12 protein-coding genes are annotated in these 14,420 nt (G+C 68.9%); 11 read left to right on the forward strand and 1 reads right to left on the reverse strand.

Annotated elements, in window-relative coordinates:
- Positions 1-4 precede the first annotated feature (4 nt).
- The 11 genes from ACSFBM_RS28505 to ACSFBM_RS28555 all read left to right on the forward strand — a co-directional run bounded on the left by ACSFBM_RS28505 (position 5) and on the right by ACSFBM_RS28555 (position 13,908).
- The gene (locus tag ACSFBM_RS28505) at positions 5-424 is read left to right on the forward strand and encodes a F0F1 ATP synthase subunit epsilon (RefSeq protein WP_409171974.1); all 420 of its coding nucleotides are present in this window, start codon (positions 5-7) and stop codon (positions 422-424) included.
- A 214-nt stretch (positions 425-638) separates the two neighbouring features.
- Complete coding sequence (locus tag ACSFBM_RS28510) at positions 639-1,808, forward strand: ROK family protein (protein WP_435487489.1); 1,170 nt, start codon at positions 639-641, stop codon at positions 1,806-1,808.
- A complete protein-coding gene (locus ACSFBM_RS28515) occupies positions 1,805-3,343 on the forward strand; it encodes a sugar ABC transporter ATP-binding protein (RefSeq protein WP_435487397.1) in 1,539 nt (512 codons plus the stop codon). Before ACSFBM_RS28510 ends, ACSFBM_RS28515 begins: the two co-directional genes overlap by 4 nt.
- On the forward strand, positions 3,300-4,331 hold the full coding sequence (locus ACSFBM_RS28520; RefSeq protein ID WP_435487398.1) for an ABC transporter permease: 1,032 nt from the start codon (positions 3,300-3,302) through the stop codon (positions 4,329-4,331). Before ACSFBM_RS28515 ends, ACSFBM_RS28520 begins: the two co-directional genes overlap by 44 nt.
- A gap of 157 nt (positions 4,332-4,488) precedes the next feature.
- Entirely contained in the window at positions 4,489-5,451 is a 963-nt protein-coding gene (locus ACSFBM_RS28525; RefSeq protein ID WP_435441131.1) for a substrate-binding domain-containing protein, read from the forward strand.
- Positions 5,452-5,599: 148 nt separating this feature from the next.
- Positions 5,600-6,763 carry a Gfo/Idh/MocA family protein gene (locus tag ACSFBM_RS28530; protein WP_435487399.1) on the forward strand — a complete coding sequence of 388 codons (1,164 nt, stop codon included), beginning with the start codon at positions 5,600-5,602 and terminating at the stop codon, positions 6,761-6,763.
- A 25-nt stretch (positions 6,764-6,788) separates the two neighbouring features.
- Positions 6,789-7,496, forward strand: a complete 708-nt coding sequence (locus ACSFBM_RS28535; protein WP_435487400.1) for a phosphatase PAP2 family protein — start codon at positions 6,789-6,791, stop codon at positions 7,494-7,496.
- Positions 7,497-7,572: 76 nt separating this feature from the next.
- Entirely contained in the window at positions 7,573-8,109 is a 537-nt protein-coding gene (locus ACSFBM_RS28540) for a DUF3617 domain-containing protein (RefSeq protein ID WP_435487401.1), read from the forward strand.
- An 89-nt stretch (positions 8,110-8,198) separates the two neighbouring features.
- Positions 8,199-9,320, forward strand: a complete 1,122-nt coding sequence (locus ACSFBM_RS28545; RefSeq protein ID WP_435487402.1) for a ligase-associated DNA damage response exonuclease — start codon at positions 8,199-8,201, stop codon at positions 9,318-9,320.
- Positions 9,317-10,996: an ATP-dependent DNA ligase gene (locus ACSFBM_RS28550; RefSeq protein ID WP_435487403.1), complete on the forward strand. Its 1,680-nt coding sequence runs from the start codon at positions 9,317-9,319 to the stop codon at positions 10,994-10,996. Before ACSFBM_RS28545 ends, ACSFBM_RS28550 begins: the two co-directional genes overlap by 4 nt.
- A 152-nt stretch (positions 10,997-11,148) precedes the next feature.
- The gene (locus ACSFBM_RS28555) at positions 11,149-13,908 is read left to right on the forward strand and encodes a ligase-associated DNA damage response DEXH box helicase (protein WP_435487404.1); all 2,760 of its coding nucleotides are present in this window, start codon (positions 11,149-11,151) and stop codon (positions 13,906-13,908) included.
- Positions 13,909-13,935: 27 nt separating this feature from the next.
- Here the strand turns inward: ACSFBM_RS28555 and trxC are convergent, their stop codons facing one another.
- Entirely contained in the window at positions 13,936-14,412 is a 477-nt protein-coding gene (gene trxC / locus ACSFBM_RS28560; RefSeq protein WP_435487405.1) for a thioredoxin TrxC, read from the reverse strand.
- Positions 14,413-14,420 lie beyond the last annotated feature (8 nt).

A 14,420-nucleotide genomic window follows, 5' to 3' on the forward strand; every position in this document is an offset into this window, starting at 1 on the left:
TCAGATGGCAAACACCATTCACGTCGACGTGGTCAGCGCGGAAGAGTCGATCTTCTCGGGCGAAGCCAGGTTCGTCGCGCTGCCCGGTGAAGCCGGTGAGCTCGGCATCTATCCGCGTCACACCCCGCTGATCACGCGCATCCGCCCCGGCGCGGTGCGCATCGAAACGGCTGACGGCAAGGAAGAGTTCGTTTTCGTGGCGGGTGGCATTCTCGAAGTGCAGCCCAATTCCGTCACCGTGCTGTCCGACACCGCGATCCGCGGCAAGGACCTCGACGACGAGAAGGCCAACCAGGCCAAGGCCGCGGCGGAAGAAGCCCTGAAGAACGCGAAGAGCGACATCGACATCGCGATGGCGCAATCGGAACTGGCCGTGATGGCCGCCCAGATCGCGGCGCTGCGCAAGTACCGCCAGAAGAAGTAAGCAGGAGCCCCTCTCTCTGCTCGGAAGAAGCCGCCCTCGGGCGGCTTTTTTGCGTCTGGGCCTTTCCGCGGCCGATTGCAGCCATCTTCGATCTGAATATGGTCGAAGTTCAGCCTTGTCTGGCTGAAGCCCTGCCCCTAGTATTCGACGCGAAGATAAGAAAAGAACACGGAGACAAGACGTGGCACGTTGGAGTGGCATCACCACCGATGAAATGCGCTTGCTGGAAACGACCTTCTGGTCGGCCGGCGGCTCGCGCCATGCCATGGCCGAACAGCTGGGCTTCTCCAAGAGCAAGGCCAACGGCCTGATTGCCGGTCTCGTCGACCAGGGCCTGCTCGCCGAAGCCGGCCTGCAACGTTCCTCGGGCGGGCGCCGCGCGGAAAACCTCCAGCTCCACTCGGGGCTCGGCGTGCTCGTGGGCATCGACATCGGTGCCACCAGCCTCGACGTGGCCGTGCTGCGCCCCGACCTCACGGTGCTGGCCCAGCACGAAGAATCCGCCGACGTGCGCCAAGGCCCGACCGTCGTGCTGGCGCGCGTGCGCATCCTGATGCGTGAGCTGCTGGCACGCTGCGGCTGCAGCGCCAAGGACGTGCTCGGCATCGGCATCGGCGTGCCCGGCCCCGTGAACTTCGAGATCGGCCAGCTTGTGAACCCGCCGCTGATGCCGGCCTGGGACGGCTTCTCGATCCGCGACTACCTGCGCGAAGACTACGCCGCGCCGGTCTTCGTCGACAACGACGTGAACCTCATGGCGCTGGGCGAACTGTGGCGGCTCAAGCGCTCGCTGAACAACTTCCTCGTCATCAAGATCGGCACCGGCATCGGCTGCGGCATCGTCTGCCACGGCGAGGTGTACCGCGGTGCAGCCGGTTCCGCCGGCGACGTCGGCCACATCTGCGTCGACCAGGAAGGCCCGCGTTGCCATTGTGGCAACCTCGGCTGCGTCGAAGCAATGGCCGCAGGCCCCGCCATCACGCGCATGGCCGTACAGGCAGCGGAGGCCGGCGAAAGCGCGGCGCTCGCCGAGTGCCTGCGCGTGCATGGCCGCATCGACGCCATCGACGTGGGCCAGGCCAGCCGCGGCGGCGACACGGCGGCCAACGGCATCATCCAGCGCGCCGGCAGCCTGATCGGGCAGATGCTCGCGTCGGTCGTCAACTTCTTCAACCCGTCGCACGTGTTCATCGGCGGCGGCATCACGCGCATCGGCCCGCTGTTCCTCGCGGCCGTGCGCCAGAGCGTGTACCAGCGCTCGCTGGCGCTTTCCACGCGGCATCTCGAGATCCAGTACACGCCGCTGGGCATGCAGGGCGGACTGGTGGGCGCGGGCGTGCTCGCGATGCATGAAACCCTCAAGGTCCGCGGAGTGGCGCCATGAACGCTGAAATCAAGGGCAGCGTCGCTGTCGAGTTCGACGGCGTGGTGAAGGCCTTCGGCCCCGTGCAGGTGCTGCACGGCGTGAGCTTCGCGCTGGCGCCCGGTCGCGTGTACGGCCTGCTCGGCGAGAACGGCGCGGGCAAGTCCACGTTGATGAAGATCCTGGCCGGCTACGAGCAACTCACCGGCGGCGCGCTGCGCATCAACGGCCAGCCGCAGCAGTTCACGAACTCGCGCGACGCCGAGGCACTCGGCATCGTGCTGATCCACCAGGAGTTCAACCTCGCCGAAGACCTGAGCGTGGCGCAGAACATCTTCCTCGGCCACGAGAAGAAGAAAGGCTGGTTGCTCGACGACGCATCGATGGAGCGCGATGCCGCCGCAGCGCTTGCCGCCGTCGGCCTGCAGGTCGATCCGCGCACCAAGGTCCGCAAGCTCATCGTTGCCGAGAAGCAGCTCGTGGAGATCGCCAAGGCCATCGCCCGCCGCGCGCGCCTCTTGATCATGGACGAGCCCACCGCCACGCTCACGCCCGGCGAAACCGAGCGCCTGTTCAAGCTCATCGCGCAGCTGCGCGCCGACGGCGTGACCATCGTCTACATCTCGCACAAGCTCGACGAGGTGGAGCAGGTGACCGACGAGGTCATCGTGATGCGCGACGGCCGCTTCGTCGCGCGCGCACCCACCGCCGACGTCACGCGCCATCAGATGGCCAACCTGATGGTGGGCCGCGAGCTGGCCGACCTCTACCCGCCGCGCGACGTGGTCGTGGCGGCCGACGCGCCCGCCATGCGCGTGCGCAACTTCAACGTGCCCGGCTGGGCGCTGGACGCGAGCTTCGAGGTGCGCCCCGGCGAGATCCTCGGCTTCGCGGGCCTGGTCGGCGCGGGCCGCACCGAGCTCTTCGAAGGCCTGCTCGGCCTGCGCCCCGCGAGCGGCAGCGTCGAGATGCTCGGCAAGCCCGTGCCCGGCGGCAAGGGCTGGCGCAACCCGCGCGACGCCGCGAAGAACGGCCTCACGTACCTGAGCGAAGACCGCAAGGGCAAGGGCCTGCACGTGGACTTCGGCCTGCGCCAGAACCTCACGCTGATGGCGCTCGAACGCTACGCGCAGCCCTGGCTCCAGCCCGAGGCCGAACGCGGCGCGCTGGCCGAGGCGGTGAAGGACTACGGCATTCGCACCGGCTCGCTCGAGGTCAAGGCCTCGTCGCTGTCGGGCGGCAACCAGCAGAAGCTCGCGCTCGCCAAGGTGCTGCAGCCGCAGCCGAAGGTGGTGGTGCTCGACGAGCCCACGCGGGGCGTGGACGTGGGCGCCAAGCGCGACATCTATTTCCTGATCCAGCGACTCGCCCGCGAAGGGCTCGCGGTGATCGTCGTCTCGTCGGAGCTGATGGAGCTGATCGGCCTGTGCCACCGCGTCGCGGTGATGCGGGCGGGCAAGCTCGTCGCCACGCTGGACGCGGACCATCTCACAGAAGAGGAGCTCATCGCTCATGCCACCGGAACAGCAGACACCCCCGCCGCAGCACAAGCCTGAGGCCGCAGCTCACCGCAGCGACGCCAAGCCGCGCTGGACCGAGCGCCTGCACGGCCTCGGCCCGGTCATCGGCCTGGTGCTGCTGTGCATCGCCGGCACGCTGCTCAACAGCGACTTCGCCACCGTCGACAACGCGATGAACGTGCTCACGCGCACGGCCTTCATCGGCATCATCGCGGTGGGCATGTGCTTCGTGATCATCTCGGGCGGCATCGACCTGTCGGTGGGCTCGATGGCCGCGCTCATCGCGGGCAGCGTGATCATGTTCATCAACTGGGCCGGGCCCGCATCGGGCTCGCCGTTGCTGGCGGTGGTGATGGGCGCGGTGCTGGCCATCGTGCTCGGCGCGGTGTTCGGGCTGGCCCACGGCCTGCTCATCACCAAGGGCCGCATCGAGCCCTTCATCGTGACGCTGGGCACGCTGGGCATCTTTCGCGCCTACCTCACCTACTTCGCCGACGGCGGCGCGCTCACGCTCGACAACGACCTGTCGGACCTGTACGCGCCCGTCTACTACGCGAGCCTGGCGGGCATTCCGGTGCCGGTGTGGGTGTTCGTGATCGTCGCGATCATCGGCGGCGTGATCCTGAACCGCACGGCCTACGGGCGCTACGTGCAGGCCATCGGCTCGAACGAGCAGGTGGCGCGCTATGCGGCCGTGGACGTGGACCGCGTGAAGATCATGACCTACGTGCTGCTGGGCGTGTGCGTGGGCATTGCCACGCTGCTGTACGTGCCGCGCCTGGGCTCGGCCTCGCCGACCACCGGCCTGCTGTGGGAGCTCGAAGCGATCGCCGCGGTGATCGTCGGCGGCACCGCGTTGAAGGGCGGCGCGGGCAGCATCACCGGCACGGTGGTGGGCGCGATCCTGCTCTCGGTCATCAGCAACATCCTGAACCTCACCAGCATCATCAGCGTGTACCTCAACGCTGCCGTGCAGGGCTTCGTGATCATCATCGTCGCGTTCCTGCAGCGTGGAAGAAGATGAGCTCGCCCCCGGTCTTTGCGCACTTCGTGTCGCTTCGCCAACCCCCTGCCGGGGGCAACACCAGCGGCCCGGCGAAGCCGGTTCCGCGGTGTTCCACGAACAAGCTGTTCACCCAGTTTTCCATTCCCGTTCCATCAACCACAAGGAGACATCCAGCATGACAAGCTTCACACGTCGTATCGCGCTCACGGCCGTTGCCGCCGCAGCGTTCGCCAGCCTGCCCGCGCTCGCCGCGGAAAAGGTCAACCTCGGCGTTTCGATTCCCGCGGCCACGCACAGCTTCATGGGCGGCATCAACTACTGGGCCAACCAGGCGAAGAAGGACCTGGAGAAGGAACACAAGGACCTGAAGATCACGATCAAGACCGCAGCCAACGCGCCCGAGCAGGCCAACCAGCTGCAAGACCTGTCGACGGTCACCAAGATCAACGCGCTGGTCGTGTTCCCGTTCGAATCGGCCGCGCTCACCAAGCCTGTCGCGCAGGTCAAGGCCAAGGGCGCCTACGTCACCGTGGTCGACCGCGGCCTGACGGACACCAGTGCGCAGGATGCGTACGTGGCCGGCGACAACACCGCCTTCGGCAAGATCCCCGCCGAATACATCGTGAAGACGCTGGGCGGCAAGGGCAACGTGGTGGCGCTGCGCGGCATTGCGACCACGCTGGACAACGAACGCATGGACGCCTTCAACGCGGTGCTCAAGGGCAGCCCCGACATCAAGCTGCTCGATGCCAAGTACGCCAACTGGAACCGCGACGACGCCTTCAAGGTCACGCAGGACTACCTCACGCGCTTCAAGCAGATCGACGCCATCTGGGCCGCCGACGACGACATGGCCGTGGGCGTGCTCAAGGCGATTGCGCAGGCCAAGCGCGACGACATCAAGATCGTGTTTGGCGGCGCGGGCGCCAAGGACATGGTCAAGACCATCATGGACGGCAAGGACAAGCGCATCGGCGCCGACGTGAGCTACTCGCCCAAGTTCATCTACGACGCGATCAAGCTCACGGCCGAAGCGCGCCTGAAGGGCGAGAAGCTGCCGGCGACGACGATCATTCCTTCGGTGTTGATCACGAAGGAAAACGCCAAGGATTTCTACCACCCCAACTCGCCGTTCTGAGGCGTCTTGCTCCCTCTCCCCCTGGGGAGAGGGTTGGGGTGAGGGTCGCGGCGATGGCACAGGCCGTGCGCTTGCAAAAGCCGCAGCCCTCACCCTAGCCCTCTCCCCGAGGGGAGAGGGAACAGTTTCAGTAAACACGAGGAGATCGATGAGCGATACACCGCTTCGCCAACTGCGCTACGCCATGGTCGGCGGCGGGCGCGACGCCTTCATCGGCGCCGTGCACCGCAAGGCCATGGCGCTGGACGGCCAGATCGAACTGGTCGCCGGGGCGCTGTCGTCCAGCCCGGACAAGGCGCGCGCCTCGGGCCGCGACCTGGGCCTGGCCGACGCGCGCAACCACGGCGACTGGCAGGCGCTGCTGGCCGACGAGCTGAAGCGCCCGGCGCACGAGCGCATCGACTTCGTGTCGATCGTCACGCCCAACCACGTGCACTTTCCGGTGGCGCAAGCCTTTGCCGAGGCGGGCTTCCACGTGGTGTGCGACAAGCCGCTGGTACATACGCGCGAACAGGCCGATGCGCTGGTCGCCACCGTGGCCAGGCAGGGCACGGTGTTCGGCGTCACCTACAACTACACCGGCTACCCGATGGTGCGGCAGGCGCGCGAGATGGTGCGCTCGGGCCAGATCGGCGACGTGCGCAAGGTGGTCGTCGAATACAACCAGGGCTGGCTCGCAAGCCATGTCGAGAGCGGCACCAACAAGCAGGCCGATTGGCGCACCGACCCCGCACGCAGCGGTGCGGCCGGCGCCATCGGCGACATCGGCTCGCATGCCGAGAACCTCGTGGCCACCGTCACCGGCCTGCAGATCGAAAGCCTGTGCGCCGACCTGAGCGCACTGGTGCCGGGCCGCACGCTGGACGACGACGGCAGCCTGCTGCTGCGCTTCCAGGGCGGCGCGCGCGGCGTGCTCATCGCCTCGCAGATCAGCACCGGCCTGGAGAACGACCTGCGCCTGCGCGTGTCGGGCACGCTGGGCACGCTCGAATGGCACCAGGAGCAGCCGAGCCGGCTGGTGCACCTGCCGCACGACGTGCCCCAGCGCGTGCTGACGCGCGGCGCGCCGTGGCTGTGCGAATCCGCGCAGCGCGCGAGCCGGCTGCCGGCGGGGCATCCGGAGGGTTTCATCGAGGCCTTCGCGAATGTGTATGCGGGCGTGGCGGCGGACATTCGCGCCCGGCTCGCGGGGCAGGTGGCCGACCCGCTGGCGGCGGATTACCCGCGCGTGGAGGACGGCGCGCGCGGCGTGCGCTTCATCGAACGCACGGTGGCCTCGGCGAAAAGCGAATTAAAGTGGACGCCCTGGTAGCGCGCCGTGCGCTGCACCGGCTTCCATGACACCCTCCGCACCCGACACGTCCAGCAGCGCGTCCCAGACGACACCCACCTGGCTCACCGCCCTGTGGCGGCGCTGCGCCACGCTGTTCCCGCTGAAGCTGGCCGGCAACCTGGTCGCCACCATCGGTTTCTTTCCGCTGTACTTCTGGATCATGAAGAACGCGGGCCAGGCGTGGGTGCTGCCGCTCACCGCCTTCGACCGGTTGATCGCGTTCTCGCCGGTGCTGCTGCCCGTCTACCTCTCGCTGTGGGGCTACATCGCATTGCCGGTGCTGCTGGCCAAGGACAAGCGAGAGCTGTGGGGCTTCTCGTTCGGCTGCGCGTCGATGACGGCGCTGGCGCTGCTCGTGTTCTGGTTCATGCCCACGGCCATTCCGAACTTCGCGGTCGACACCGTGCCGGGCACCTCGCTGCAGTTCCTGAAGATGGTGGATTCGGCCGGCAACGCCTTTCCCTCGCTGCACGTCTCGTTCTCCGTGTTCGCCTGCGTGGTGCTGGCGCGGCAGCTGCGGGAGGTGGGCGCGCCGGCGTGGCTTCGCGTCGTGAACGTGGCGTGGGCCGCGGGCATCGTCTATTCGACGATGGCGGTGCGCCAGCATGTGCTGATCGACGTGCTCGGCGGCTTCGTGCTGGGGGTGGCGCTCGGTGTCGCGACGCGGCAGCGTGCCGCGGCCGCCGCACCTGTGCGCGCACGTCCGGCGTAGGCCGATTGCGCTATTCCGCCGCGGCGGCGCGCGCGGTACAACCCCTGCATCGTCGTTCACCGCTGCGGGAGCCGTCATGAAGATCCGTTTGTCTGCCGTGGCCGCCTGCATGGCGATCAGCGCCGTTGCATGCCCCGCCTTCGCGCTCGACTTTCCGGCGCGCAAGCCCGGCCTGTGGGAGATCCAGACCGGCGACGGCACCGGCAATGCCCAGGGCCCCGGTGCGGCCGGCCACAGCATGCAGCAGTGCATCGACGCGGCCAGCGACAAGGCACTGCGCGACATGGGCCAGGGCATGGGCAAGGACATGTGTTCGAAGCAGGAGCTGCGCGCCGACGGCGGCAAGCTGGTGATGGACTCGGTCTGCAAGATCGGCAACACCACCGCCACCTCGCATGCGGTGATGAGCGGCGACTTCAGCTCGGCCTACCGCATGGAGAGCAAGTCGAGCTACAACCCGCCGCTGATGGGCCGCGCCGAAGGCACCAGCGTCATGGAGGCCAAATGGATCGGCCCCTGCAAGGCCGACCAGAAGCCGGGCGACATGGTCATGTCCAACGGCATGAAGATGAACGTGCTCGACATGATGAGCGGGCGGCCGAAGAAGCCCTGAAAAAGTACCCCAGGTAGGCGCCGGACCACAGCGCATCGCGGCTGCAGCGCGGCGGCGCGAAACCCGGGCTGCGCCTAGGATGGCGTGCCATGCCCGCACCGCAAGAAGAGCTCGTCGTCGCCCGGCCCGAAGGCCTGTACTGCCCGCCCGGCGATTTCTACATCGACCCCTGGCGCCCGGTGGGGCGCGCGGTCATCACGCACGCGCATTCGGACCACGCCCGCGTCGGGCATGCGCACTACCTCGCCCACACCGACAGCGAAGGCACGCTGCGCACGCGGCTCGGGCAGGACATCAACCTGCAGACCTTGCCCTACGGCGAGGCCATCGAGCACCACGGCGTGCGCGTCTCGCTGCACCCGGCCGGCCATGTGCTGGGCTCGGCGCAGGTGCGGCTCGAACACGGCGTGCGCGTGTGGGTGGCCTCGGGCGACTACAAGACCGAGCCCGACGGCACCTGTACGCCCTTCGAGCCGGTGCCTTGCGACACCTTCATCACCGAGTCGACCTTCGGGCTGCCGATCTACCGCTGGCCCACGCAGGCCGAGCTGTTCGCGCAGATCGACGCGTGGTGGCGCGCCAATGCGCAGGCCGGACGTGCCTCGGTGCTGTTCTGCTACGCCTTCGGCAAGGCGCAGCGCATCCTGCACGGGGTGGACGCGAGCATCGGGCCGATCGTGGTGCATGGCGCGGTGGAGCCGCTCAATGCCGTGTACCGCGCAGCCGGCGTGGCCCTGCCGCCGACCTTTCGCGTGAGCGACGAAGGCGTGGACGCCGCGATGCTCAAGCGCGCGCTGGTGCTCGCGCCACCTTCGGCGCAGGGCACGCCCTGGATGAAGCGTTTCGGCAACTACGCCGATGCCTTCGCCAGCGGCTGGATGCAGCTGCGCGGCACGCGCCGGCGGCGCGGCGTGGACCGCGGCTTCGTCATGTCCGACCACGCGGACTGGCCCGGCCTGCAGCAAGCCATTGCCGGCACGGGCGCCGAACGCGTGTTCGTCACGCATGGCAGCGTGCAGGTGATGGTGCGCTGGCTCACGGAGAACGGGCTCGACGCGCGCGGCTTCAAGACCGAGTACGGCGACGAGGATGATCAAGAAACTCCCTCCCCTTCCGGGGGAGGACAGGCGAAGGATGGGGCGGCGCCGGATGGAGGCGCCGACAGCCCCCATCCCAGCCTTCCCCCAGAGGGGGAAGGAGCCAATACATGAAGGCCTTTGCCGCGCTCTACCGTGACCTCGACGCGAGCACGTCGAACCTCGCCAAGCAGGCTGCGCTGCAGCACTATCTGCGCGAGGCCGACGCGGCCGATGCCGCATGGGCGGTCTACTTTCTGGCCGGCGGCAAGCCGCGCCAGCTCGTGCCCACCAAGCTCCTGCGCCTGCTCGCTCAGGAATCCGCGGGCCTGCCGGAGTGGCTGTTCGACGAAAGCTACGACGCCGTGGGCGACCTCGCCGAGACCATCGCGCTGCTGTTGCCGCCGCCCAGCGAGACGCACGACCTCGGCCTTGCCACCTGGGTCGAGCAGCACCTGCTGCCTTTGCGCGAAGCGGCGAAGACGGCGCCCGAGCAACTGGCCGACCGCCTGCGCGCGCAGTGGCGCCAACTCGCGGCAGAAGAGCGGCTGGTGTACTTCAAGCTCATCACCGGCGCCTTCCGCGTGGGCGTGTCGAAGCTGCAGGTCACGCAGGCGCTCGCGGCCGTGGGCGGCATCGACGCCAAGCGGGTCGCGCAGCGCCTCATGGGCTACACGCACATCGGCGCGCGGCCGCAGCCAGGCGACTACAGCGCGCTGGTCGCGCCGGAGTCGGGCGAAGAACAGGTGCAGAAGACCAGCGGGCAGCCGTACCCCTTCTTCCTGGCGCATCCCTTCAACCTGCCGGTCGAGCAGTTCGACGCGGTGCTCGGGCCGCCGGCCGACTGGATCGTCGAGTGGAAGTGGGACGGCATTCGCGCGCAGCTGGTCAAGCGTGCCGGCGTGGTGTGGGTGTGGTCGCGCGGCGAGGAGCTGGTGACCGAGCGCTTTCCCGAACTCGCCGTGCTGGGCGAAGCCCTGCCAGACGGCACGGTGCTCGACGGCGAGATCGCCGTGTGGCGCAAGGACGAAGCTTCGCCGGAAGGCGAAGGCAAGGTCCAGCCCTTTGCCGAGTTGCAGCGGCGCATCGGCCGCAAGACGCTGGGCCCCAAGCTGCTGCGCGAGATTCCGGTGGTGCTGCTGGCCTACGACCTGCTCGAATGGGAAGGCCGCGACCTGCGCACCTTGCCGCAGTCCGAGCGCCGCGCGCTACTCGACGAGCTGGTCACGCGCATGCAGCACCCCTCGCTGCTGCCGAGCCCGATGCTCGTGGGCGCCGACTGGAACGACCTTGCACGCCAGCGCGAAGCGGCGCGCACCATGGGTGTGGAAGGGATGATGCTCAAGCGCCGCGACGCGCAGTACGGCGTGGGCCGCACCAAGGACGTCGGCGTGTGGTGGAAGTGGAAGATCGAGCCGCTCAGCATCGACGCCGTGCTGATCTACGCAAAGCGCGGCCACGGCCGCCGCGCAAGCCTCTACAGCGACTACACCTTCGCGGTGTGGGACGGCCCGCCCGGGCAGGAAGGCCGCAGGCTCGTGCCCTTTGCCAAGGCCTACTCGGGCCTGACCGACGCGGAGATGGGCCGCGTCGACGCGGTCATCCGCAAGACCACGGTGGAGAGCTTCGGGCCCGTGAAGAGCGTGAAGCCGACGCTGGTCTTCGAGCTGGGTTTCGAGGGCATCGCGCGCAGCACGCGGCACAAGAGCGGGATCGCGGTGCGCTTTCCGCGGATGCTGCGGTGGCGGGAGGACAAGCCGGTGGCGGAGGCGGATACCTTGCAGACGCTGGCGGCGTTGCTTCCGACATGAACGATCCGGTGGAGCCCGAATTTCTCCCTCCCCCGCTGGGGGAGGGCAGGGGTGGGGGCAAGCGGCGTATCAAAGACCAGCCGCCTGTCGAAGGCCGAGAGCCCCCATCCCAGCCTTCCCCCGGGAGGGGAAGGAGCAAATCCAGCAAGACAGTGGAGCCGGGTGGCCCCGAATTTCTCCCTCCCCCGCTGGGGGAGGGCAGGGGTGGGGGCAAGCGGCGTGTCCGTAGTGAGCCGCAGCTCGATGAAGGCCGCTCGCCCCCATCCCAGCCTTCCCCCAGCGGGGGAAGGAGCAAGACAAGGGTCAAGGCGGCGCTCGATGCGTGGTTCGCCGCGCGCGAGTGGAAGCCTTTCAAATTCCAGCGCGAGGTCTGGAAGGCCATCGCCGAAGGCAAGTCCGGCCTGCTGCACGCCACCACCGGCGCGGGCAAGACCTATGCGGTGTGGCTCGGCGCCTTGCTGGCGTTCTCCAGGGCCCGCAAGCAGGGCGCCCTCAAGCCGACACCGATGCCGCTCACCGTGCTGTGGCTCACGCCAATGCGCGCCCTTGCCGCCGACACCTTGCGTGCCCTGCACCAACCGCTCGAAGCGCTGGGCGCCGACGTGCATCCTTGGAGCGCGGGCGCCCGCAGCGGCGACACCTCTTCCGCCGAACGCAGCGCGCAGAACAAGCGCCTGCCCACCGTGCTCGTCACCACGCCCGAGAGCCTCTCGCTGCTGCTCTCGCGCGCCGACGCGCGCGAGGTGCTCGGCCAGGTGCAGCTGGCCGTCGTCGACGAATGGCACGAGCTGCTCGGCAACAAGCGCGGCGTGCAGGTGCAGCTTGCGCTGGCGCGCCTGCGGCGCTGGAACCCGGGCCTCGCGGTCTGGGGCATGTCGGCCACGCTGGGCAACCTGCAAGAGGCGATGCATGCCCTGCTGGGTCATGAAGACGGCGTGCTCGTGCAGGGCCAGGTGCCCAAGAAGCTCGTCATCGATTCGCTGCTGCCCGGCCGCGCCGAGCGCTTTCCGTGGGGCGGCCACCTCGGGCTGACGATGCTGCCGCAGGTGATCGAGGAAATTGCCACCAGCAAGACCACGCTGGTCTTCACCAACACGCGCTCGCAGTCGGAAATCTGGTACCAGGCCCTGCTGGAGGCGAAGCCCGAATGGGCCGGCACCATCGCGCTGCACCACGGCTCGCTCGACCGCGAGGTGCGCGAGTGGGTAGAGCTGGGCCTGAAGAGCGGCGAGCTGAAGGCGGTGGTCTGCACGTCGAGCCTGGACCTGGGCGTGGACTTTCTGCCGGTGGAGCGCGTGCTGCAGATCGGCTCGCCCAAGGGCGTGGCGCGGCTGCTGCAGCGTGCGGGCCGTTCGGGCCATGCGCCGGGGCGGCCGTCGCGCATCACGCTCGTGCCCACGCACAGCATCGAGATGGTCGAGGGCTCGGCCGCGCGCACGGCCATTGCGGCGGGGCACATCGAGGCGCGCCATTCGCCCGACCAGCCGCTGGACGTGCTGGTGCAGCACCTGGTGACGGTGGCGCTGGGCGGCGGCTTCGTGCCCGACGACCTGTACGGGGAAGTGCGCGGCACGGCGGCGTACGAAAACCTCTCGCGCGAGAGCTGGCAATGGTGCCTCGACTTCGTGGCGCAAGGCGGCGCTTCGCTCGCGGCCTATCCGGACTACAGGCGCGCCGTGCCCGATGCCGACGGTGTCTGGCGCGTGCCCGATGCACGCCTGGCGCGCCGCCATCGCATGAACATCGGCACCATCGTGAGCGATGCGAGCATGTCGGTGCAGTACCTGGCGGGCGCGAAGATCGGCAGCGTCGAAGAGAGCTTCGTCGCGCGCATGAAGCCCGGCGACTGCTTTCTCTTCGGCGGCCGGCTGCTCGAGCTGGTGCGCATCCACGACATGACGGCCTGGGTGCGGCGCGCCAGCGGCAAGTGCGCGGTGGTGCCGCGATGGAACGGCGGTCGCATGCCGCTGTCGACCACGCTGGCCGATGCGGTGGTGCAGCAGCTCGCCCTGGCTGGCGAAGGCAAGTACGAGTCGCCCGAACTGCAGTGCGTGCGGCCGCTGCTCGAGATCCAGCAGCAGTGGTCGGCGCTGCCGACGCCGCAGACGCTGCTGGCCGAGACGCTGACGACGCGCGAAGGCTCGCACCTGTTCCTGTATCCGTTCGCCGGGCGGCATGTGCACCTGGGCCTGGCGAGCCTGCTGGCGTGGCGCGTGGCGCAGCACGAGGCGCGCACCTTCTCCATCGCGGTGAACGACTACGGCTTCGAGCTGCTCAGCGCGACGCCGGTCGACTGGCCCACACTGTTGCCGCAGGTGCTGCGCCTGCCGGAAGGGGAGGGAGCCCACGCCGCGCTGCTGCACGAGGTGCTGGCCTCGCTCAATGCGGGTGAGCTCGCGCAACGGCGCTTTCGCGAGATTGCGCGGGTGTCGGGGCTGATCTTCCAGGGCTACCCCGGCGAGAAGCGCAGCAGCAAGCAGCTGCAGGCCTCGTCCTCGCTGTTCTGGGAGGTGTTTCGCAAGTACGACCCCGGCAACAAGCTGCTGCAGCAGGCCGAGCAGGAGCTGCTGGCGCAGGAGCTGGAGATCGGCCGGCTGCGCGCGAGCCTCGTGCGCATGGCCGCTCAGGCGCTGGTGCTGAAGCCGCTCGCGCGGCCGACGCCGTTCTCGTTTCCGCTGATGGTCGAGCTGTTCCGCGAGAAGCTGTCCAACGAGAACGTGGCCGACCGCATCGCGCGCATGGTCGAGCAGCTGGAGAAGGCCGCGGGCGGCGTGGTCACGGCCGGCGGTGTCGAGCGGGTGAAGGGAACGCTGGCCTTCGGGCAGGAGGGGCCTGGCAAGGGGCGAGGCACGCCGCCGGCGCCACGGCGTGAGCGACGCCGCAAGCCGTCACGGCCCCTGCCTCCGTTGTGAGACCGCGGCAAGGCGTTGGCGAGCCGCTCAGCCCGCGCCGTTCGCCTTCACCCAGCGCACGATGTCCGCCGCGCTCATTGCGCCGGCCTGCCGCGCCACTTCGCGCCCGCCGCGGAACAGTGCCAGCGTGGGGATGCTGCGGATGTTGAAGCGCGCGCCCAGCGCCTGCACGGCCTCGGTGTCGACCTTGGCCAGCCGCACCTGGGGCTCGAGCTGGGCCGCCGCCTGCTCGTAGCCCGGCGCCATCTGGCGGCAGGGACCGCACCAGGGGGCCCAGAAGTCGACCAGCACCGGGATGTCGTTGCGCGCGATGTGCTTGTCGAAGGTGGCCGCGTCCGCCAGCGCCGTCGAGTGCCCGGTGAACAGCGGGCGGTGGCAGCTGCCGCAGTCGGGCGCACTGCCCAGCTGCGCCGCGCGCACGCGGTTGGTCGTGTGGCAATGCGGGCAGACGATGTGCAGCGCTGGCGACTCGGCTGTGGTTGGGGCGGTGGTTTCGGCGGTCATGGCAAAAA

Origin of the sequence: Variovorax pasteuri (genome assembly GCF_051216435.1) — a bacterium.
Lineage (GTDB): Bacteria > Pseudomonadota > Gammaproteobacteria > Burkholderiales > Burkholderiaceae_C > Variovorax.